Raw genomic sequence first — 24,021 nt, forward strand, 5'->3', positions numbered from 1 at the left:
ATGCTCCAAAAGAAAACAGGGTATCCCGAAGCGATTATCGCTTGCGAGATACCCTGTTTTGTTATGCTGTATGGCTGAGCAGTGGGAAGAAAAGAAGTCTTTTAGATGATTGCCTTTAGTATAGCGAATCCATAGGCTGGCATCTTCACGATCAGCTTGCTGCGTTCTGTGCGCAGTGTTTCGCCTGTAAACAAGTTCTCCCAATCCCGCTCGTCTACGTCAATACGGAAGGTCTGAGCGGTCTCTTCACTGTTGATTAGTACCACAATCGTCTGCAGATCCAGCCGGCGCTCATAAGCTAGCTTGCTGCCTTGTTGTCCTGCCTCAAGGAAGGTAAATGTACCTGTGCGGAGAGCAGGGTGGTCATTGCGTATTTTAATAAGCTGACGATAGAACTCGAAGAGCTCTCGATCCTGCTTTTCAGGGTTCCACTCCATGCATTTGCGGCAACCAGGGTCACCTTCACCGTCCATGCCGATCTCGTCACCGTAATAGATGCAGGGAGTGCCCATAAAGGTGAATTGGAACAGTGCCGCTAATCGCATCTTGTTTTTGTCTCCAGCAGCCAGCGTAAGCAGTCGTGGAGTATCGTGGCTATCCAGCAGATTAAAAGCAACTTCACTAGCCTGCAGCGGGTAGCGTGATAACTGTTTACCAATGGAATTGGCGAATCCTTCAGCATCAAGAGTGCCATTCACAAAGAAGTCAAGGACGGCGTCAGTGAAAGGATAGTTCATAACGGCATCAAATTTATCGCCTTCTAGCCAAGGTGCAGATTCATGCCAGATTTCCCCCAATATGTAGGCCTCAGGATTAGCACGTTTAACCACCTTGCGGAATTCCCGCCAGAAATCATGATCCACTTCATTGGCAACGTCCAGACGCCAGCCATCGATCCCGACTTCTTTGATCCAGTATTCTGCGACTTTCAGTAAGTATTGTTTAACTTCAGGGTGTTCTGTGTTTAGCTTTGGCATTAGCGGTTCAAAAGCAAAGGTGTCATAAGTAGGGACACCGTTTTCAATCTGAAGCGGAAACTTGCGAATATGGAACCAATCTTTAAAGGCGGAAGCCTCTCCTTTTTCTTGAACATCCACAAAAGGGGCAAAGGTTCTGCCAGAATGATTGAATACGGCATCTAGCAGGACACGAATCCCACGTTTATGGCAGCTATCGACGAGCTTTTTTAAAGTCTCAATATCTCCAAAATGCGGATCGACTTTCATATAGTCTTCTGTATCGTATTTATGATTAGTAGTTGCATCAAAGATAGGTGTGAAATAAATAGCAGTGATCCCAAGCTCGTTAAGATGATCTAAATGATCAATAACCCCTTGCAGGTCGCCGCCAAAAAAATTGGTTGGTGTTGGTTCGGAGCCCCATGGCTGAACATTTTCCGGATCAAGGCTCGGGTCACCATTTGCAAAGCGTTCTGGGAAGATCTGATAAAAAACAGCGTCCTTTACCCAGGCAGGCGGAGCGAATACGTCAACGCGGTTAATGAAAGGGAATTCGAACAGCTTGTTTGGGTTTTCCGGCCGCACCGTTTGAAAGTCACTTTCGGTCATCCAAATTCGTTCGTTATCTTTTTGAAGTAAGAAACCGTATTTCAAGCGGCGGTAGAGAGGTACTGAAGCACATTCCCAATAGTCAAACATAGCATCGGAGGTGAAGAGGGTCATGGGAATTAGCTCTTTTGTGGTATCCCAAGCATATTTATCTCCAGCAAAGGCGAACACTTCGGTTAAATCTCCTTTTTTAGCGCGTAGACGCAGGTGGATCGTACTTTCATTATAGGCATAAGACCAATTTAACCGCGGACGATGATACACTGCTTCCAGTAACATGATAAATCCTCCTAAAGTTTTGTTAGCGCTACTTCCTCGGATACTTCGGCAAAACCGCATCGAAAGCATACGCTAAGTTTTGTTAGCGTTACTTCCTCGAAAGCATAAACTATTCCCGGACGATACTCCACAGAGCGCGTGGAATGTAGAATGTCGCTATTGTTATTGGTTGCACAGTTTTTTATGCAACATGCACTAAATCAGTAGCAGAGTAGCACATAACAAAGAGGCACAACCACCGCGAAGTAGCTTGCCCGAGGTTGTACCTTTGATAAGTAACATTGCCTTTTAATTATATAGAACAGGAGGCAGACAAGGGATGTTGTGCTTCATGCTGGACAGCCTCTTAACGTTTTGGATTATAGCATGGAATAAAAGGGCTTTCAATACTCTTGTTCAAACCATTGCACTAAATTTCACTAAAAGAAACGAGCATTGTGAAGGGCAATTTATGAGAAATCTCTTGAAATAGAGAAAATGTGGCATATTAGGGGCAAATAAAATAGATATTCCAATAATAAACACATGAATTATCGACTAATTAAAAGATATCATGTGAAAAATGGAGATATATGCCTATAATGTATATCAAATAATGGAAAATGACCCAATACAGTATATGCAAACGTTTTTAAAAACAATCGTTACTGTTGTATGATGTACTCATGAATGAAGCGCTTTCTTACCTGTGAAATGCAGATACAGAAGGAGCAAGCTAAAAGAAGAACTTTTTTTTTAGCCTTTCTGAAATCGTTTGCGCAGATTGCAGCACTACTATTTTCCATCTTACGTTTTTAAAAATTGGGAGGGGTTAAAGTAATGAAATTGAAAAAAATGATGGTTATCACCGCAGCTTTCTCAATGGCTCTGTCCGTTACAGCATGCGGTTCCAACAACAACAGTACGAATAACGGGGGCAACAACGCAGCAAAAGCTACTAATAATGCTACTACAGAGACTGCAGCGCCAGAGAGCACAGATGCAGCAGCAACAGATGAAATTGTACCTGAAGATGGCGCAACTCTAGTGGTATGGGAAAGTAAAGAAGAAAGACCTTTTGCAGATGAGATTGCTAAACAGTTCACAGCAAAATATAACGTTCCAGTCAAGGTTGAAGAATTGGCACCACCAGATCAAGTAACTAAACTTACTCAAGATGGTCCTTCAGGATTAGCGGCAGACGTTATTCTTATCCCTCACGATAACTTAGGTAAAGCGGCAAGCGCGAGCTTGGTTCTTCCTAACGATGTCTTCGGTGAAGAAACAAAAGCTAACAATACTGAAGCTTCGATTATCGGATCTTCGTACGAAGGCGAATTGTATGGTTACCCAAGAGCAGCAGAAACTTATGCATTGTTCTACAATAAATCGCTTGTTAAAGAAGCACCTAAATCATTTGATGATGTTCTTGCATTCAGCAAAACATTCACGGATAAATCGAAAAATAGATATGGGATTATGTGGGAAGTAGGAAACTTGTACTTCAACTACATGTTTATCGCTTCCGATGGCGGATACCTCTTCGGTAAGGATGGTACGGATAAAGATGATATCGGTCTTGCTAACGATGGCGCAATTGCAGGACTTAAAGAATTTGTGAAACTGAAGGAAGCATTGCCAATTAAGAGTGGTGATATCAACAGTGATATCAAACGCAGCTTGTTCAACTCTGGTGATGTAGCTATGGATATCACAGGTCCATGGGAGCTTGGAGGATACAAAGAAGCTCTTGGTGACAACCTTGGTATTGCTCCAATCCCTACAGTGAATGGCAAAACAGCAATTACATTCTCTGGTATTAAAATTTTCGCAGTTAACTCGTTTACTCAATATCCGAATGCTGCTAAATTGTATGCGAATTTTGCTTCAAGCAAAGACGCTCAGCTGTTACTGAACAAAACGATTGGTTCGGTTCCTACAAACAACGAGGCGCTTCTTGATCCACAGATCTCTAGCGATCCATATGTCTCTGTTTTTGCAGAACAAGCTAAGAACTCCCAACCGATGCCTTCTATTCCTGAAATGGGTAACGTATGGAGCCCAGTAAATGCTGCCCTTCCAGAAATTTGGGATAAAAATGGGGATCCAAAAGCAGCAATGGACAAAGCTGTACAACAAATCAAAGATTTGAATAACAGTGCATCCCAATAAGGATCATAATTCACTGTCTTAACAGCATACAGTGAATCAAGCTGCCCGCCGCATGTTTAGCGGCTGGCAGCTTCTTATTTTCACTCGGAGAGGAGAACGGAAGCGAAATGCAACGACATCGCACGAGGGCCGCAATACTGTCGACGATTTTTATGGGATTGGGACAAATATATAACCGCCAATTCGTTAAAGGAATATTATATTTAGCCGTAGAAGCTGTAGCCGTTTTTTATTTTATTGAGAACCTTGCCAACTCTTTATGGGGCATCGTAACACTAGGAGAGAATCCGAGTCGTCTGGTTAAAGTGAAGGGGATCGCCAAGATGGTTACCGGTGATCACTCGATTTATATCATGATCCAAAGCTTGATCACCATCCTTATTCTTATTCTATTGATTATCGCGTGGTATTTGAATATCAGAGATGCTTACAAGATTGGAGAAAAACGTGATAACGGTCTTCAGGCAAACACTTTTAAACAAAGTGTTCGTTATATCCTGGATTACAAGTTTGCTCAAGCGTTTCTAGTCTTGCCGGGCATTGGTGTTCTATTCTTTACGATTATGCCAATTATCTTCATGATCCTGTTGGCCTTTACGAACTATTCCGCACCTGATCATCTTCCACCCGCCAAATTGGTGGACTGGGTTGGATTTCAGACCTTTCGTAATTTATTGGTCCTTAAGACATGGAGCCACACTTTTTATGGTGTATTAACATGGACAATTATATGGGCAGTTCTTTCAACCATTACTACATACTTCGGAGGACTGTTGGTCGCTTTGCTGGTGAGTCAGAAGGGCATTCGCTTCAAAGGAATGTGGAGGGTAATTCTGATTGTGCCTTACGCGGTGCCACAGTTAATCTCGCTTCTGCTCATGCGCAACTTATTTAACGGTCAATTCGGGCCTATCAATCAATACATGGGGTATTTTGGATTGGATGGATTACCGTGGCTGACTGACCCATTCTGGGCTAAGGTTACCGTAATTATCGTTAATATGTGGGTAGGTATTCCTGTTTCTATGCTGCTTATCATGGGCGTTCTGACTACTATCCCACGGGATATGTATGAAGCTGCTGAGGTGGATGGAGCCTCGGGTTATCAGAAGTTCCGTATCGTAACGTTGCCGATGGTATTGTTCTCTACAGCACCAACCTTGATCACGCAGTTTGCAGGTAACATCAATAACTTTAACGCGATCTTCCTATTAACTGGTGGTAGTCCGGTAAATGGTGACTATCAATACGCCGGTTCTACGGACTTGCTAGTAACCTGGTTATACAAATTAACGCTAGATCAGAATAAAAACAACATGGCTTCGGCAATAGGGATTATTATCTTTATCATTGTCGCTTCATTCTCCCTGTACAATTACCGCCGGACAAAGTCATTTAAAGAGGAGGATATGATCCAATGAGCAGAAAAGTCGCGAACATTATTCGCTTAGCAGGTAGTTATATTATCTTGATTGCTTTGTCGATAGCTGCACTCTATCCTGCCCTTTGGATTCTTTTAGCTTCTTTCCGACCTGGTAAATCATTGTACAGCAAAACGTTTATTCCCGAGCAATTCACTTTATCACATTACAGAGAATTGTTCACATCACCCAGCTATATGTTTGGGACTTGGTATGCCAATACCTTGAAAATAGCTGTGTTCTCGATGCTTATCGGGGTAGTTCTTACTTTGTTAACCAGTTATGCCGTTTCCAGATTCCGGTTTAAAGCGCGTAAAACAGCGTTATCCACCGTATTGATTCTTGGTATGTTCCCTGGTTTTATGAGTATGATCGCTATTTATATGCTGCTTAAAGAGTTTAATTTGCTGGATACACATATTGCGTTAATTATCGTTTATGCGGCTGGGGCGCCGCTGGGGGGGACCTTTATCGCCAAAGGGTTCCTCGATACGATTCCTCGTTCCTTGGATGAGGCCGCTCGTATTGACGGGGCGAGCAATTTCGGAATATTTATGCGAATCATCTTACCTTTGTCACGTCCTATGATCACATATATGGCGCTGACTCAGTTTGTTGGACCATGGGTGGACTTCATTTTTGCGAGACTCATTCTGCGGACTAAGGAGAACTGGACAGTCGCAGTGGGGATGTGGGATATGGTTAACACCAATCAAAACACTAACTTTACCTTGTTCTCTGCGGGTGCGGTTTTGATCTCCATTCCAATTATGATTTTGTTTGTATTCTTGCAACGTCTGCTAGTAGATGGCTTGACAGCAGGAGCTAGTAAGGGGTAAACCCATTCGCTCGCTTCATGCTAATAAATGATCAGGGTACAGCCTTTATACAGAAATGGAGGGCTGTACCCTTATTTCGTCATGGGGAGTGAACTTAATGAAAAAGTCCTGGACTCTATATTTTAAATCTGTTGGAGTTAAACTGTTCGTTATTTTATTTAGTTCTATAGTTCTCTTATCCTCCGTGCTAGGATTGACTTCCTATTTTGCCGCTAAAAATATCATTACGAATGAGGTTGCTGCAGCCTCCACACAATCTGTAGTTCAGGCAGCGGACAAGCTGGATTTTGTGCTGGCAGAGTATGAGGCACTATCAAGGCAGTTTGCACTCGACTCTGTGTTAAAGGGTGATTTAGAAAAAATAAATAGTGGCGAGCTTACAACTGTGGCCAAAGCGGGGGCTGAAGATCGGATTCGCAGAAAGCTGGACTTGGTAAAAGGGTCTGATGAGCGGATGTATGGCGTCAGGCTGGTATCCAAGAGCTTGGTAGAATCAGAATCTTATAAATCTACCGGTATAAGTGGGATTCGTAGTGATGAAGGCATTTCCGCAAGATTAGAGCAAATTGCCGCAGCTAAAGGAGAGCCAGTCTGGTTTCCCGTTCGTGAGAAAGGCTTTTTTGATGCTTATACTGAGCCATCCTTAACTATGGGGAGATTGCTACGTAATCTTTTACATCCCGAAGCGGAGTATTACATGCTAATCGAAGTGAAAGGGAAGGCCATGACTGAAATGCTGTCTAACCTTCAGATTGGGATGACCGGTGAAATTCGTATCTTGAGTGCGGATGGCAGCATTGTGTATGGTGCGGATCATGCCAAGCTGGGTCAACCCTCTTACATAAAAGTTTCAGAAGAACAAGGGAAAGAGCAAAATCATTCATTTACAGCGGAGGATGAGAACGGAAGTTCTCAGCTTGTTGTATACCAGCCCCTGGCGACTGCCAAGTGGATGCTTATGGGGTATGCTCCTGTCAGTGATTTTACTAAGTCTGCGGACAAGCTTTTATATATCACATTTTCTGTGGTGCTGGCGGCAGCCTTAATAGCACTACTAATTGGTTATATTCTTGTTCGATTGGTAGGGCGCCCGCTGGGTAAGCTGGCAATCTTGATGGAGGAAGGAGAGCGTGGGAACCTACAGGTACGAACCAATTTCAAGGGCAAAGATGAGATTGGCCGCTTGGGTCAAAGCTTCAACAAAATGATGGAGCAGATCTCCTTACTTGCAAGGCAGAGCGGGAATTCGGCAGATGAGGTCCTCCTTACTTCGGAACAATTAGTACAAGCATCAAGTACAATCTCCCTCCATGCCAGAGAGGTTGCGACCGCTACCGGTGAGATTGCAGCGGGGTCAGCCAGCCTCGCTGTTGAAGCCGAACGCAGTTATCACAATGTTGAGATTATCGGCAACAAAATGAGTGAAGTGACGGAAATAAATACAGTGATGGACCATTCAGCAGAACGGGTCATTGAGGTTAGCAATCAAGGTACAGAGCTGATGAAGCTGCTGGTAGAGCAGAGTGAGTCTACGGTAGAGGTGATCAATCGAATTCAAGATAATTCTACTAAGCTCAGAGAAAGCACTCATTTAATTCGCAGTATACTCAGCCCTATGATTGCTGTGAATAAGCAGACCAATATTTTGGCACTAAATGCTACCATAGAAGCAGTTAGAGCAGGTGCGGCAGGTAGAGGGTTCATAGTGATTGCTGATGAAATCAGGCAGCTCGCTAACCAGTCGAATGAATCGATTCAATCGGTCTCCAAGATCACGGAAGAGATTGGTCTACATATCGAGAACACCGTTAAGGATATCAATGAAGCCGCTCCTAAGTTCCGTGAACAAATCTCTTCTGTAAGAGAGTCGTCAACGATATTCGCGAGTGTCAAAGAGGAAATGGAACATTTCATGAAACATATTAGTGAATCTTCTGCTTCTGTCCTCGAACTGATTGAGTTCCAGCGTCAACTCGGTGAATCCATGGCCAGCGTAAGCTCCATCGTCCAGCAAACCACTGCTTCGACGGAGGAGGTAGCTTCTATGTCATCTCAGCAATTCACGGTTAGTGAGGAATTGGTTGCCCTATCGGAAAAGCTGGAGGGCTTGGCAGCCGATCTTAAGCACTCTTTGGTTTCTTTTCAAGTATGACAATATTATTCTAATAGAGACGGGCAATTTTCCAATATAATGGAGAGTTGCTCGTTTTTGTTGATTTGATTGCTATCGGACGTTATCTTGTCTTCGAAGTGGCTAAAGAGATACACTTGTATTAAGTAATAAATGAAGAAAGTAGTGATCCATTGACGAACTTAAATCTGAGCCCCAGCGGGAGTCTTTTTCAGCAGGTTTTAATCGAGGGAGATTATAGTCCTCATTTTTTTGCTTACTATTATAAACAGTGGAATAACTACAATATGTCTTACCATCAGCATAATTCAACGGAAATCATGTATTTGATCTCAGGAAGTTGTATCGTGGATGTCCGTCCAAGCTCAGGAGGAGAAGAGAGAGTTCGGCTGAAGCGGGGAGAATTGATCATCCTAGACGCGAATGTTCCGCATAGGCTGATTGTTGAAGAGGGGGCACCTTGTCGGATGCTAAATGTGGAATTTGGCTTCATGGAATATAGAGGGGTTGCACCCTCTGTTGGCAAGCTAGCCCGTAAAGAAACGGCGCTCGCAGAAATGCTGCAGCTTCCTTTTTCCAGTTTAGTAATGCCTGATCCGGAGGAAATCTATCATGTTCTAAAGGGACTTGTGTTAGAGCTTGATCAAAGCGGCGGAAAGGGTGGAAGTATGGTTGATTTATTATTTTGTGAGCTTCTGTTGCGGTTATCCAGACTTCGGCAAGAGCAGCTTCATACCAGCCAACAGCACTCGCAGCTTTATGTGCGCCGGAGCATTGAATTCCTGCATCAGAACTATGACCAGAACATTCAGGTTAAGGACATCGCTGCCGCAGTTAATCTGCATCCCGGATATTTGCATCGAATTTTTAAGAGCCATACGGGTCGGACGCTCAGCGATTACTTGAATATGCTGCGAATGGAGAAAGCGAAGATGCTGCTTGGGCAGAGCGACATCCCGATTGCTGAAATTGCAGATTACGTAGGAATTAGCAGCAGGCAATATTTTCATCTTCTTTTTAAAAAATACGCCGATTGCACGCCTGTAGAATTCCGCAATTCCATTGAGCGTCACGCCTGGAGTTATGAAGAGCATGATTTTCAGTAGATAGGTTAGGATTTTTGACACCTTCTTTCAAAAGAGGTCATGATATTGGTTACGCTTTCCTAAGGTCCCTTGCTACAATGGACAGGAACAACCAATTCATTACCGGAGGATGATAACCATGTCATTTAAAGTGTCTTTTATAGGGGCAGGCAGCATTGGATTTACCCGTGGATTGTTGCGGGACTTACTAACTGTACCGGAATTTAAAAATATCGAAGTCTCATTTATGGATATTAACAGCCACAATCTGGAGATGGTCACGGAGCTATGCCAGCGTGATATTAAGGAGAATGGTTTAAATATACAAATTCAGGCGACAACGGATCGCAGAGAAGCACTGAAGGATGCCAAGTACGTATTTTGTACTATTCGGATGGGTGGGCTTGAAGCCTTTGCTACGGATGTGGACATTCCCTTAAAATACGGAGTTGATCAGTGTGTGGGAGATACTCTGTGTGCGGGTGGCATCATGTACGGGCAACGCGGAATTGCGGAGATGCTGAATATTTGCCGTGATATTAGGGAGATGGCAGCACCGGATGTGCTTTTGCTTAACTATTCGAATCCGATGGCTATGCTGACCTGGGCCTGCAATAAATATGGTGGTGTTCGGACCATCGGTCTATGTCATGGTGTACAGCATGGGCACCAACAAATTGCGGATGTGTATGGTCTTAAGAAATCCGAAGTTGATATTATCTGTGCGGGCATCAATCACCAGACCTGGTATATTTCAGCAAGTCATGAGGGGAAGGATCTGACCGAAGGTCTTTTAGAGGCTTTTGAGAAACATCCGGAATTCAGCCGTACGGAAAAAGTGCGCATCGATATGCTTCGTCGCTTTGGCTACTATAGTACAGAATCCAATGGACACTTAAGTGAGTACGTGCCATGGTACCGTAAACGCAGTGATGAAATTATGGATTGGATCGATCTGGGGAGCTGGATTAACGGAGAAACAGGCGGTTATTTGCGTGTCTGCACGGAAGGTCGAAATTGGTTCGAGACCGATTTTCCAAACTGGATGAAAGACCCGGCACTGGAGTATACGAAGGAGAATCGCGGGGAAGAGCACGGCTCTTATATTATAGAAGGGTTGGAAACGGGACGAGTGTACCGGGGGCACTTTAATACAGTGAACAATGGCGTAATCTCTAATTTACCAGAGGACGCCATTATCGAAGCACCGGGATATGTAGACCGGAACGGGATCTCCATGCCATTGGTAGGTGAATTGCCGCTTGGGCCTGCCGCCGTATGTAACGTGAGCATTTCAGTGCAACGTCTGGCGGTTGAAGCAGCTGTACACGGCGATGATAAGCTGTTACGTCAGGCATTTATGATGGACCCACTCGTTGGTGCCGTATGCAATCCAAAAGAAATCTGGCAGATGGTCGATGAGATGCTCGTCGCAGGGGAACAGTGGCTGCCTCAATACAGCGAAGCTATTGCTAAAGCCAAGGAACGTTTGGCTTCAGGAGAGCTTATCCCAACGAACGCTAACAACGAAGGCGCTGCTCGCCTGAAGGTGAAGTCGGTGGATGAGATGATGCAGGACCGGGAAGCAGCGAACAAAAATGCTGGTGAGTCTGATAAAGGCAAGGATAGAGAGAAGGTTCAATAAGGTGTAGCATTGAAAGCTTTTTAACTATAAATAACCTCCACATTCCATAGTTTGGGATTGGAGGTTTTTTTAGGATGGAAATCTAAGAGGGGGAAAAACAAAACAGCAGTCATAGCTTACGAAAATAAGCTGACATGGGTGGGGAGTACAAGTTTATCGGTACCGATCCAAATTGTGAAATTAGGTTTATAGTAGGAGTTATTATGTAACTGAAAAAAGAAAGTTAGTTTAATTTCACTGGCTTATTTTTTTATCTATACCGTAGCGCCGAGGGCTACAGTAATCCCACACAGTTGCCCTACATACTATACTGACGCATTCCTCGATACTTACGGACTCAGATGAGCAATTTGCCCATCCCCGATACTTGTGGTCCCATATGACGCTATTCGCCCATCCCCCGGTACTTTCGGACCCAGATGACGCTATTCGTCCATCCCTCGATCTTACGGACCCAGATGACGCTATTTGTCCATCCACGATACCTACGGACCTAGATGACGCTATTTAGCAATTTATCGCCTTTGGAGCGTATTATCGGACTCCAGTGCAGCTATTGCTCAGAAAGAGGCTCTTTTTTGGTGTTTTTCATGCCTATAGCGGCTATGGGGTCCGATAGCAAGCCAAATATGCGATAAAGCTACGTATAAGGTCATCTGTGTCCGAAAGCGCCGATCCCACAGTAATCCCTCAGTTGCCCTAATTGGATTTCCAGCGCATTCCCTGATACTTACGGACCCAGATGACCCTATTTAGCAATTTATCGCCTTTGGAGCGTATTATCGGACTCCAGTGCAGCTATTGCTAAGAATGAGGCTCGTTTTTGGTGTTTTTCGTGCTAATAGTAGCTATGGAGTCCGATAGGAAGCCAAATATGCGATAAAGCTACGTATAAGGTCATCTGTGTCCGAAAGCGCCGAACCCCCAGAATCCCCCAGTTGCCCTACATACTATTCTGACGCATCCCCTGATCTTACGGACCCAGATAACGCTATTCGTCCATCCCTCGATCTTACGGACCCAGATGACGCTATTCGCCCCTCCCCTGATCTTACTGACCCAGGTGACGCTATTTGTCCATCCCTCGATCATACGGATCCAGATGACGCTATTTGCCCATCCCCTGATACTTGCGAACTTAGATGACGCAATTTACGAAGTTTGTTGTTTTGTTCAAGAAGGTGAGACGCCAAAAACGCGGATGTCACACCAGCCATTTTTGGCTTTTGGGACATCCGCGTTTTGGAGTGGGGGATTAAGAATTAACCGTACCTTTTGGACTAAAGAAGGTCTTCAGCGCCTGATACACTTCTTTTTTGTCTTTAATGACGTAATGCATGAATTGTTCATGTTTCAGATGGCGATAAGCTGACATCAAGGTGCTGCTACGATTGTATTGGTTCACCTCACCGTAGCCAAACATATTGCTTCGTTTCAGCAGTTCTCCGATCAGCTTCACGCAACGTTCGTTGTCGGAGGTGAGATTATCACCATCGGAGAAGTGAAATGGATAAATGTTGTACTGCGCAGGCGGGTAGCGGCTATCGATAATTTCAATCGCTCGCTGATATGCCGAGGAACAAATCGTTCCCCCGCTTTCGCCACGGGTGAAGAAATCATGCTCACTGACTTCCTTAGCCTCCGTATGGTGGGCGAGAAAAACAATCTCTACCTTCTCATATTGGCGGCGCAGAAAACGGGTCATCCAGAAGAAGAAGCTGCGGGCGCAGTATTTTTCAAATGAACCCATCGAACCTGACGTATCCATCATCGCAATAATGACCGCATTGGAATGAGGTGTTCTAATATCATCCCATGTTTTGTAGCGCAGATCATCTGGGCTGATACTGTGAATGCCGGGATTTCCGCTGCTTGCATTGCGTCGGAGATTCTCCAGCAGCGTACGTTTTTTATCGATGTTGGACATCATCCCTTTTTTACGAATATCGTTAAAAATAATGGATTTGACCTCGATCTCTTCTTTATTCTTAGGCTTCAGATGAGGCAATTCCATATCCTGAAACAGAATGTCCTCCAGATCTTCCAGATTGACCTCTGCTTCCACGGTATCTTGGCCCGGCTGATCACCTGCTTTTTCTCCTTTGCCGGGCTGTGCCGATTGTGAATCGCGCCCAAGCACATCGCCGACCTGACTTTCCCCGTCCCCCTGTCCTACATGCTTCTGTTTACGGAAGTTATAAATAATCCGGTATTCATCCAGACTGCGAATCGGAACCTTCACAATCTGCTTACCGCCTGACAAAATAATATTTTCTTCGGTAACGAGGTCAGGCAAATTATCCTTGATGGCTTCTCTGACCTTTTGCTGATGGCGTTCCTGATCCTGATGACCTTTACGATGAAGGGACCAGTCTTCTTTTGAGACTACGAAGGAAAAGGGACCGGATGATTGCGACAGGATGACCACCTCCCATGGAATATGAAATGTTGATTGAGGGAATTTTTTGCAAAGTATATATTTGGATCCCCCGCAAAGTACCTGAGTACGCATAGAAAGCAAAGCCTCACTTTGTGGGGATGTTTTGGGGTTGTAACTAAAGTATATTCATGGGGATGAGGGATATGTGATTTCTTATTCACTGATCTCATCTACGGTCAGCACATAGCTGTTAGATTGGCTTTCGCCAGAGTAGTTACGTCCATCCATATTGAAAGAGAATTGAGCATTTACGGATCCCTTAAGGAAACGACCCATTACCTGTTCACTCACCTGGACAAAATAATGAATGTTAACCATAGATGCAGCATTAACTATCCCCAGCGGCAAGGTGCCGGCAAATGAAGATTGTGGATTCGGAACTCCATCAATCACAATGCTGTTGGGATCAAGAAAACATTTTTCCGGGGTTAGCCGATTCAGAGATATTTCCGCAGGCCAATTTCCACTATTGGTTAGTGAGATCCAGCATTGGACTCGCTCTCCTGCTTCTACGATAGTTGGTTTTGCATGGACTACGAGTGAAATGACAGGTGTGACTACTAGGGTGGTAACTGTATTGGAACGAGAGGTTTGCCGTACGGTCCGTCCGTCTGGAAGCACAAAGGTATACTGAACACTACCATGGTTTTGTACGGCTGCGATTTCATGAATGTTAATGGCTGCAGGTATACTCACTTGAAAAACTACAACTGCTGTAGTTCCGCCTCTTAAAGTACCTAACTGGATGCCTTCCGCTGGTCGTGCACCTTTTTGCAACACTCCATTTAAGAGAACACTATCCCATACGAAAAGAGTACCTGAAGGTATGGCATCTGTTAGGACTGCATTTACAGCCAGATTCCCGTTGTTCGTTACCGTAAGCTCATATCTCAAATTATCGCCCGGAGCTGCTGTAACATGATCCACTTTTTTACTAATGGTGACCCCCGCTTGGACAAGTGAGACAACCGCAGTGTTACTTTCGGTCGTAATTGTATGCTCATCGACTGAATAGGTGACAACCGCGCTGTTGGTTAAGGCCAACGAGGGAGAAAACTCTGTTACTCGGACACGAAAAGTAATATCAACGCTTAGGTCTGTGTCCAGGGAACCGAGTAATATCCCCTGCGCCGGGTCCGATTCTGGGTAATAAATCCCACCTGCAATGACACTCCCCGGTATAAACACCGCCCCGTCCGGAATAGAAATTATTGCGTTGATTTGAGTTAAAAGGCTGTTGCCTTCATTTGTAAGCCGCAAGGTGTAAGTGACTACATCCCCTATAAAAGAAGTCGGAGTACTTGCAGACAAAGAGGTCGAGAGCTGGTAGGAGCGTAAAGAAACCTGTACGGAATTTGAAAATAGATCTCCTTTAACGATTCTTCCCTCCGGTGTGGAAAAAGAAAAACGGCCCAGCGCTTTATTTTGCAGCACTAGGGAAGACGGCAGGGAAATGATGACGACTTGAAAGGCGATGCTCACTTGACTCTGCGGTGCAATAGAACCAAGGGGGATGCCTGAAGACGGTGTAGCCCCCGGAAGAGGCACACCGTCTCTGAGCACACTGTTGGAAATAAAGGATACACCTTCTGGAAGAATGTCAAACACCGTCAAAAAAGCATCTGTATTTCCATTATTACTGGCTGTAATGGTATACACCAAAGTGTCGCCTAAAGAGGCGTGGAGTTTATCTGTACTCTTCAGCAATGAAAGCACGGGGCCCACGACCGGGGTGTTAACGGTATTGGAATAGACAATTCCGTCAACACCCGCTGCCGAGTTGAAGAGTACCATGGACTGATTGGTTACGACAGGTTGGGTACGTGAGCCGGGAATCATAACGCTACTACCTGAACCTGGAAGGTAATGGTTGAAGAAGCACCTGCAGCAATTGTACCAATTGCGATTCCCGAAGCCGGACTGCCACTAGGACGTGGGGCTCCATCTACGGTAATGCTTCCCGTTACGAACTGGCTGCCAGCTGGAATAGGGTCAACCATGATGACATTATTAACTGGTGAAATCCCTAAGTTGGTGACAACAATCGTATAGGTGATGATATCGCCCACAACCGCATCAATAGAAGTAGTGCTCTTAACCACACTTACGTCTGGTGAAGATACAGGGATAATTAGGACGTTTGAGACAGAGGATCCCGTGAGTAAACGTCCATCTGGTGGTGTGAATGTGAAATTTGCTGTAGCTTGATTGACTAACTGTTGTGGCGAAGGGAGGGAAGCAATAGTAACCTGCAACGTAATGGTTACTGTTACTGTACTTCCCGGAGCTACCGACCCAATACTTAAGCCAGTAGCCGGATCTGATCCTGGTTGTGGTACCCCATTCACGAGCACGCTGTTTGGAACAAAGACAGCTCCGTTCGGAATGGTATCGGTAATAACTACATTTGCTATGAGGTTACCAGTATTCGTCACATTTAAGGAGTAAGTAATCGTATCTCCGACAGTTGCGGCGGTTCTGTCCGCCCCTTTGACAACTACAATGATAGGTTGATATACCGGAATAACAAGTGTATTTGAGAATGAAGATCCTGAGAATGCGCCGGAGGTGAAACTGACGGAAGCTTGATTACTAAGCGTTGTAGGATTAGGCAGCACATTGACAATCGTGTTGAACGAGACTTGAAAAGATGCTCCCGGTGCAAGTGTACCGAGCGAGATCCCGTTGGCTGGATTGGCGCTAGGGCGTGGAGTGCCATCTACGGTCACACTGCCAGCGACAAAGCTAGAGCCTGCAGGTATTGGATCACTGAGGTTAACGTTACTGATATTTGCTATTCCGCTGTTGGTAACAGTGAAGTTATAAGTGATGGTATCGCCAACAACGGCATCGGTAGCTGTCGAAGATTTAGTGACGATAACGTTCGGTGAGGATACTGAGATTGTTGTTGTATTGGAATTGATCGAATTGTTAAATGTCCGTCCATCTGGAAGTGTGTATGCAAACGCGACGGAAGCTTGATTGAGCAGCTGTTGGCTTGCCGGCAATGTTGTGATAAGCACTGAGAACATTACAGACAGGCTTCCATTCGCGGAGATTACCCCCAGTGGGATCCCGGCAGCTGGGTCTGCTCCTGGAGCAGGAGCGCCTTGAATGAGTACACTGTTTGGAATAAACGTTGTACCCGCTGGAATGGTGTCACTCAGGGTTGCTAAAGCTCCGTAGTTACCTGTGTTGGTCACATTTATAGTATAAGTAATCGTATCCCCAACGGTAGCATTGACTGAATTGGAGCTTTTTGCTGCTGCAAGGATAGGCAGATAGACAGGCGTCGTGACGATATTTGAGAAGGCTACATTTGAGACAACACCTGAGGTGAAGCTGACTGTTGACTGATTATTTAACAATCCAGTAGGCGGTAGTGAAACTACATTTACGGTAAAAGCAACAGTTACGGTTACACCGGGTGCTATGCTGCCTAGGGTCACTCCAGTAGCTGGGCTAACTCCTGTGCGAGGCACACCGTCCACAAGCACGCTGCCTGTCACAAAGGTGGTGCCGGCAGGAAGGGCGTCTGTGAAGACCACATTATTTACAGTGGCAATCCCGTTATTAGTTAAAGCTATGGAATAAGTGATTGTGTCACCGACTGTAGTTGATGTTGTGGTTGTAGTTTTAATTACAGCAATATTAGGTGAGGAGACCGGAATAGTGACGGTGTTAGAGAGTGCAGTCCCATTAAGTGTACGTCCGTCGGGTAAGGTGAAGCTGTATGCTGCGGTTCCTTGATTGACCAGTTGCTGAGGACTAGGCAATGAAGTGATGTCAACCGTGAAAATGACTACGGTCGTTCCTCCAGGCTGTATTATTCCAGCTGCAATTCCGGTGGAAGGATCCGCTTGCGCTAAAGGGAGTCCATTGATGAGCACGCTATTCGGAACAAAAGCCGTACCTGCGGGAATATTATCCGTCAATGTTAAATTAGCAGCATAGTTTCCTGTGTTACTCACTGTCAGTGTGTAGCTAACGGAATCGCCAACCGTGGCATTGGCTGTACTAGCACTCTTGACTACGGCAATGTTCGGCTGGAACACAGGGACTGTAACGGTATTAGAAAAAGTGGAGCTTGAAATAACGCCTGAAGTGAAGGTAACGGATGCCTGATTGATGAGTGAAGCTGTAGGAGGGACGGAGGTAACAGTAACACTGTAGGTAACCAGCGCTGATGCACCAGCTGCTAGAGTGCCGATAGATATCCCCGAAGCAGGATTCAAGTTCGGGAATGGAACTCCGTTGACAGACACGCTGCCTGTTACAAAAGTACTCCCTACCGGTGTAGGATCATTGAGTAAGACGCTAGTAACAGATTCTATACCATTATTAGTTATATTGACGTTGTATGTGACCGTTTCACCAACAGCAACTGATGTTGAAGTAGTGCTCTTGGTAACGACAATGTTAGGAGCAGAGACTTGTAAAGTTACAGTGTTAGACACAGCAGTCCCAGATAACGGTCTACCGTCAGGCGGAGTAAAGGTAAAGCTTGCAGAAGCCTGATTACTAATCTGCTGAGGTGTTGGCAGGGAGATGATATCAACGGTGAAGCTGACTGCAATACTGGCACCAGGAGCGACATTTCCTACAGCTATCCCTGTATCAGGGGCTGATCCGGGTTGAGGCATACCACCTACAATGACACTATTAGGAACAAAAACTGTACCTGCTGGAATGTTATCAGTTAGCGTAAGATTTGCAGCCAGATTACCTGTGTTGCTAACAATCACTGTGTAGATGACAGAATCACCGACAACTAAAGCATCGAAATCGCCGTCTCCATCAGCGGCACTTTTTACTAAGGAGATTTGGGGCTGAATAACTGGTGTAGTTGTGATATTAGATGAAGAAGAACCGGAGAATACACCGGATGTAAAACTGACAGACGACTGATTGTTAATCTGTGATGGTATCGGCATCGTTATCCTCACCTCGAATGTTACGGTAGCTGTGGCGCCAGGGCTCAAACTACCGATTGGAATGCCGGCGGACGGAACTGCTAGCGGCAGGGGAGTGCCACTTACAATTACGGTTCCGGGAATAAAAGCGACATTCTCAGGCAGAGGATCGCTGAGAATGATATTGCTTACTGTTGCAATACTGTTATTGGTCAATACAGAGGTAAAGGTAAGGATATCACCAGTAACAGCAGTAGCAGCGTTTACGCTTTTTACAACACTGACGTTAGGGGCGGACACTGGGACAGAGAGCGTATTGGATACTACATTTCCTCCGAGCTGACGCCCGTCTGGAAGGGTAAAGCTATATGTCGCTGAAGCAGAGTTCAGTAATACTTGTGATGGAGGCAGGGCTGTGATTGTGACCAGAAAACTTACGGTGACACTATCACCAGGAGCGAGCGGTCCAACTGGAATGCCAGTTGCCGGATTATATCCGGGCAAAGGTGTTCCTCCAATTATGACACTATTCGTGTCAAACACGGCTTGGGGTGGCAGGATATCAGTTACTAATAGAGTAGCTGCAATATTCCCGGTGTTGCTGATCAGGATGGAGTATGAGAGAGATCCCCCTACAGATGCCTGTGCTGCATTGGCGCTTTTGACCATACTAAGGATGGGCTGAAATACAGGTGTTACTATCGTGTTTGAGAGCGAAGAACCGGTGAACGCCCCAGAGGTGAAGGAGGCGCTGGCTCTGTTTGTAAACTGTGCTGGACTTGGCAAGGAAGCAACATTCACTCTAAAAGACACCGTGACAGAGCTGCCCGCGGCGATACTTCCGATTGCTATACCTGTACTTGGGTTAGCCGCTGCAACCGTCGAACCGTTGACAGTCACACTGCCTGCTACAAAAGCTCCCCCCGTAGGAATAGGGTCAGAGACAACAACGTTAGTGACAGTGACGCTGCTTGGGTTGGACACTATGACTGAATAAGTAAGATTTTCTCCAACCGCTACATTAGTTAGATTTGCAGTTTTGGTTAGTGTAATGTTTGGAGCGGAGACCGGAATGGTTAGGGTATTGGATAGACTGGTCCCGGAGAATGATCTTCCACTTGGCAGTTGGTAGGTGTAATTGCTATTGCCTTGATTATTCAGAACAGGTGGAGCAGGCAGAGATTGTACCGAGACAAGAAAGGTCACAGGAACAGCTGCCCCTGAAGCTAAAGTGCCTAAGTTAATTCCTGTAATTGGAGAGTCAGCAGGTCTAGCAACACCGTTAACAGTTACACTTCCCGAGACAAAGGCGCTTCCTGAAGGAATATTGTCGCTCAGGGTTACAGCCGCCCCGATATTCCCTGAATTCTGAACATTTAACGTATAAAGAATATTGCCGCCTACAGTTGCACTGGAAACGTTCGAGCTTTTTGCAATTTGGATTACAGGCTGATACACGGGAGTTGTAGTCGTGTTTGAGACTGAAATGCCAGTAAAAGCACCCGAGCTAAAAGAGGCACTAGATTTATTCAATAGCTGAGCAGGACTTGGTAATGAGATAACGTTGACTTGAAAAGTGACGGCGACGGAGCTTCCTGGAGCGATGGTACCGACAGCAATCCCTGTTCCAGGATTAGCTGAGGGTTGTGATACACCGGCGACGGTAACACTTCCGGGGACCAGCGATGTCCCCGCAGGTATGGTATCTGAGAGTGAGACGTTGGTAATTGCCGCTATGCCGTTGTTACTGATTACGGAAGTGTAGAGTAGTGTATCACCGACAACAACGTCAGCAAATCCTGCGCTTTTGACTACGGTAACATTGGGTGTTCTAACTGGAATAGATAGTGTATTGGATGAGGCTGATCCAGCAATAGTTCGCCCATCTGGAACCTGAAACGTATAAGCGGCGCTTGCTTGATCGACCAGTTGTGGCGGAGAGGGAAGACTATTTACAATGACCCGAAATTGAACAGTAGAACTGCCACCGGCAGCAACCGTACCGATAGCAATCCCCGTGGCAGGGTTACCAGCGATAGGATTTCCATTGACGGTGAAGCTGCCTGCGACGTAAGAGCTGCCTGAAGGAATGTTATCCGTAAGTGTTGTTACCGCGCCGATATTTCCTGTGTTCGTGATTTGAAGAGTATAGGTGATTTGATCTCCAACCGTAGCATTGGTGGTATTGGCTGATTTCACAATGTTAAGGACGGGTGAATATACAGGTAAGGTTACTGTATTAGATGGAATGACCCCCGTCATGATAGGGCCTCCGGCTACACTTTGAAACGTAAAGGCAGCGTTGGCAGTATTTGCGATATTTTGTGGACTTGGCGGCAATGAAGTGACTTTGGCTTGATATGTAACCGTTATTGAACTGCTTAAAGCTAATGAGCCTAATGGGATTCCTGCTGTAATATCAAAAGTAGGCCTTACGACGCCAGCAACGACTACGCTTCCAGTTACAAAAGTGGATCCTGCCGGCAGCGCATCTGATAAAACGACACTTGCTGCTCCCGCTGTTCCTGTATTACTGACAGTCACCGTATAAGTTACCGTATCACCGACTATGGGGCCGGCTACATTAGCGCTTTTAGTGAGGTTTATTTTAGGAGCATTGATATCAACCTGTATGGCATTACCGTTGAGTACATAAGCATCGCCTGAGGTGGTTAATTGTAATACGGCTGAAGATTGATTGTTTATTAGCCGTGCGGAGACGTCAACATTGGTAATATCCCAGCCTTGACGGCCGCCGATAATGTTGGTCCCTGGGTTTCCGTTTATTTGATTGCGGTTTCCAAAGGTACCTGTTGTGTTTAGATTACCTGCATCATTGTTAATCTGTGACGCAAAAAAGTTGTTGGCAAAGTTATTAGGTCCCGATAAAGCAACAAGTGTAGCCGAGGTTGGACCAAACAACGCTTGATCCCCCGAACGGTTGGCATCCCCCTCCTGTGCGCTGAATAACGCTCTGCCGCCAAGCGCACCTGTAATTGGTGTTGCGAAGCCTGTGATCGTAGTTGAAACTGGGGCTGAGGTTGCCTGTACAAGTATTGCACCTGCCCGTAGGGACATATTGCGAAAAGGTAAGGCTGTATTTTGGTAGATTACGCCTAATGTCCAGCCAGCATGGTTGGCCGTGGAATCACTAGGGATAACAATCGTACCCACTACACCGCCAGTGGTGTAGGTGCCGGCGCCGCCTTGTTGGATAATGCTGGTCACGTTGGCGGAACGAACATATGCTGATGCACCACCTCCCAAATCGACTACGTTGCTCGTTGCTGAATCGGGAGTAACGCTGAATGTAGTGCCAGCAGGAGTTATTAGGGAGACAGGATTGTTAATGGCCGAACTGAGGTTAACGGTTCCGTTAATATAGGTACCGCCCCATATCAGTTCTGCATACAGCACTGTGCTGCCAGATGGTAGGACCAGTATGGCTGCTGAACTGTTGCTTGTATAAAGACTAGTAGTTCCGCTAGGATAGGAACCAAATGTCGATGAAGTATTAACAGTAGTAAAGCCACCGATGCTGTCTAGTGTCCCTGGCACTCCGATCGTATCGGAGCGGCTAAGTCCAAGCGTGTTGCCGGTAAATGTGATAGCACCGGTCGCATTGATCGTTGCCCGTACGACTAGTGGAATGATTCTCACCTCCTTCGAGGTTGATTTTGGCCAAAAGTGAACCGTCCTATAGTTAGGACGGCACAGTTAATACCTGTATGTTAGCCTATGATACAAAATGGGTATTAGTGTATGTCCCATCTTAAAATTATAGAAAAAAATGTCTGTTTTGTGATTTAAGTCTTCGTTCGACAAGAACATGAGGTTCAGGATAATGACTTCTGCTCATCAGCTCCAGCTCCTGATCAGTGATATTGTGCTTGACTACGACAAAATGGTACATGATTTCATGCACTACATTTGCTTGAAGGGTCTTTAGTATTTCTAGTTCTTCAGTTTCGTAAAGCGGATCTTCATAAGGGTGTTGATAGAATAACTCCATCCGCAGCAACCGATAATCGAAGGGTGGTGCGGGTACAGGGTAGTCTGGAATAGCTGGGCATACTGGACCGGATGGGGGTTGGAAGAAGGATCCTGTAAAATGCCGGGGGGTATATTCGTCAAACTTCTGCTTAAAGGAAGGATTGGACATATGGGCAAAGCTGTGGGCATAGGGTGCTAGAATGCAAACAACTGCTTTATGGATGCTAATTCTGTGAATTTCCGCCATGGCTGTGAATAAATTGTCCACATAAGGCAGTACACGGCTAGCCATAACAAACTCAGCACTATTGTCAGGGAGAGGAATCTCTTGGCAAATATCGCAGACAATATCTACAACAGGACCCGCGATCCGATCGATCCCGAGATAACCTGCTTCCTTATTAGATCCACAGCCGATATCGATTTTCAAGGGGCTCACTCCTTTGGGATAAATCAGGCTCACACTATTGTATTAATACCGCTGTAGCCTGCATCCGACGGATGCCTAATAGAGGCTGGAAGTTATCTAAAATTACTTCATATGAAACTTTCATAGAGTGGTTAACGTTATAAGAGTATACTTATGAAGATGACTTTGAAAATAATCGCCACATAGAGGAGGCACTCAACATGAAAAAACAACGTTCATTACCCGCCATAGCAGCGATTGCTGCCTTAACATTTGCCTTAACCGCTTGCGGTGGGAATAATTCGGCACAGACTTCAGGAGAACCGACTGCAACACCTTCTCCAACACCAACCGAGAGCGCAAGCACTGCTGAGCCTACTGAAGCTCCAAGCACTCCCGTACCCACTGAGAACCCAAGTACAGCCACACCAACCGAAAATCCGAGCACAGCTAAACCTAGTTCTACTCCAAAAGCAGAAGGTAAAACAATAAAAATGACGGCCGTTTATATCGGACAAATAGATAGTCATTCCGTTGAGATTGCGACAAAAGAAGGCCCAACCGCTTTTGAGATTTCAGCTGGAATGGAGAGTATACTTGATACTTTGAATTCAGATGATTCCGTAGTTATTGAATACGTGGAAAAAGCAGTGGAGGGCGATCCGTCCGTCAAGCAACGTGTGCTAACAAAGCTGGCTCTAGCAAAATAATTGAATGTATTGATTTGTAAATAGAGGGTGTCTCAGCAATCATATAGTGGTTGCTGGGACACCCTCGTATTTTTTAAGCATAGTTCTTGCTCAAAACACTAAACTTTGTTTGATCGATCACAGTCCGCATACCTAGCACCATTATGGATTAGGAGCCACACTATTGGAACTAGCAGCACCACTAACGGAACTAGTAGCACCACTATGGATATAGCAGCACACTAACGGATCTAGCAGCACCTAGTAGCCCCACTAACGGATCTAGTAACCTCTATATTGGACTCAGCATTATCGGACCCAGCAGCCCTTAAACGCAGCTTTTCCCTACATTTAATTCGCTATCGGACCCCATAGCAGTTATTTCTATGAAAATCGCTCAATATGATCCTTTTTTAATGCAATAGCGTCACTGGGGTCCGAAACTGTGCTCCAAAGGC

Annotated in this window: 12 protein-coding genes; 7 read left to right on the forward strand and 5 right to left on the reverse strand. The window is 45.5% G+C overall.

The genetic code is table 11. The annotated features are described in order from the left end of the window. Nucleotides 1–101: 101 nt before the first annotated feature. A complete protein-coding gene (locus NST94_RS08540; protein ID WP_076303876.1) occupies nucleotides 102–1,847 on the reverse strand; it encodes an alpha-glycosidase in 1,746 nt (581 codons plus the stop codon). Nucleotides 1,848–2,666: 819 nt separating this feature from the next. Here NST94_RS08540 and NST94_RS08545 point away from each other — a divergent pair. The 6 genes from NST94_RS08545 to NST94_RS08570 all read left to right on the forward strand — a co-directional run bounded on the left by NST94_RS08545 (nucleotide 2,667) and on the right by NST94_RS08570 (nucleotide 11,119). Next, nucleotides 2,667–3,998, forward strand: a complete 1,332-nt coding sequence (locus tag NST94_RS08545) for a maltose ABC transporter substrate-binding protein (protein ID WP_076126469.1) — start codon at nucleotides 2,667–2,669, stop codon at nucleotides 3,996–3,998. Nucleotides 3,999–4,105: 107 nt separating this feature from the next. Then, nucleotides 4,106–5,419 carry a sugar ABC transporter permease gene (locus NST94_RS08550; protein ID WP_036684375.1) on the forward strand — a complete coding sequence of 438 codons (1,314 nt, stop codon included), beginning with the start codon at nucleotides 4,106–4,108 and terminating at the stop codon, nucleotides 5,417–5,419. Beyond that, entirely contained in the window at nucleotides 5,416–6,258 is an 843-nt protein-coding gene (locus NST94_RS08555; protein WP_036684372.1) for a sugar ABC transporter permease, read from the forward strand. Before NST94_RS08550 ends, NST94_RS08555 begins: the two co-directional genes overlap by 4 nt. A gap of 97 nt (nucleotides 6,259–6,355) precedes the next feature. Next, nucleotides 6,356–8,410: a methyl-accepting chemotaxis protein gene (locus NST94_RS08560; protein ID WP_339281877.1), complete on the forward strand. Its 2,055-nt coding sequence runs from the start codon at nucleotides 6,356–6,358 to the stop codon at nucleotides 8,408–8,410. A 167-nt stretch (nucleotides 8,411–8,577) separates the two neighbouring features. Beyond that, on the forward strand, nucleotides 8,578–9,495 hold the full coding sequence (locus NST94_RS08565; RefSeq protein ID WP_339282136.1) for an AraC family transcriptional regulator: 918 nt from the start codon (nucleotides 8,578–8,580) through the stop codon (nucleotides 9,493–9,495). Nucleotides 9,496–9,613: 118 nt separating this feature from the next. Beyond that, on the forward strand, nucleotides 9,614–11,119 hold the full coding sequence (locus NST94_RS08570; protein WP_280752681.1) for an alpha-glucosidase/alpha-galactosidase: 1,506 nt from the start codon (nucleotides 9,614–9,616) through the stop codon (nucleotides 11,117–11,119). A 1,255-nt stretch (nucleotides 11,120–12,374) separates the two neighbouring features. Here the strand turns inward: NST94_RS08570 and yhbH are convergent. The 4 genes from yhbH to NST94_RS08590 all read right to left on the reverse strand — a co-directional run bounded on the left by yhbH (nucleotide 12,375) and on the right by NST94_RS08590 (nucleotide 22,895). After that, the gene (yhbH, locus tag NST94_RS08575; protein ID WP_036684553.1) at nucleotides 12,375–13,538 is read right to left on the reverse strand and encodes a sporulation protein YhbH; all 1,164 of its coding nucleotides are present in this window, start codon (nucleotides 13,536–13,538) and stop codon (nucleotides 12,375–12,377) included. A gap of 174 nt (nucleotides 13,539–13,712) precedes the next feature. Next, nucleotides 13,713–15,398 carry a hypothetical protein gene (locus NST94_RS08580; protein WP_339281878.1) on the reverse strand — a complete coding sequence of 562 codons (1,686 nt, stop codon included), beginning with the start codon at nucleotides 15,396–15,398 and terminating at the stop codon, nucleotides 13,713–13,715. Continuing rightward, nucleotides 15,395–22,132, reverse strand: a complete 6,738-nt coding sequence (locus NST94_RS08585; RefSeq protein ID WP_339281879.1) for a hypothetical protein — start codon at nucleotides 22,130–22,132, stop codon at nucleotides 15,395–15,397. The genes NST94_RS08580 and NST94_RS08585 overlap by 4 nt, the downstream gene beginning before the upstream one ends. 118 nt (nucleotides 22,133–22,250) lie before the next feature. Continuing rightward, the gene (locus NST94_RS08590; protein ID WP_076195236.1) at nucleotides 22,251–22,895 is read right to left on the reverse strand and encodes a methyltransferase domain-containing protein; all 645 of its coding nucleotides are present in this window, start codon (nucleotides 22,893–22,895) and stop codon (nucleotides 22,251–22,253) included. Between the two features lie 200 nt (nucleotides 22,896–23,095). On the opposite strand from NST94_RS08590, the gene NST94_RS08595 reads away from it, so the two are divergent. Continuing rightward, entirely contained in the window at nucleotides 23,096–23,584 is a 489-nt protein-coding gene (locus tag NST94_RS08595; protein WP_036684361.1) for a hypothetical protein, read from the forward strand. Nucleotides 23,585–24,021 lie beyond the last annotated feature (437 nt).

It is taken from the genome of Paenibacillus sp. FSL H8-0282 (assembly GCF_037963825.1).
Taxonomy (GTDB): Bacteria; Bacillota; Bacilli; order Paenibacillales; family Paenibacillaceae; genus Paenibacillus_AQ; species Paenibacillus_AQ odorifer.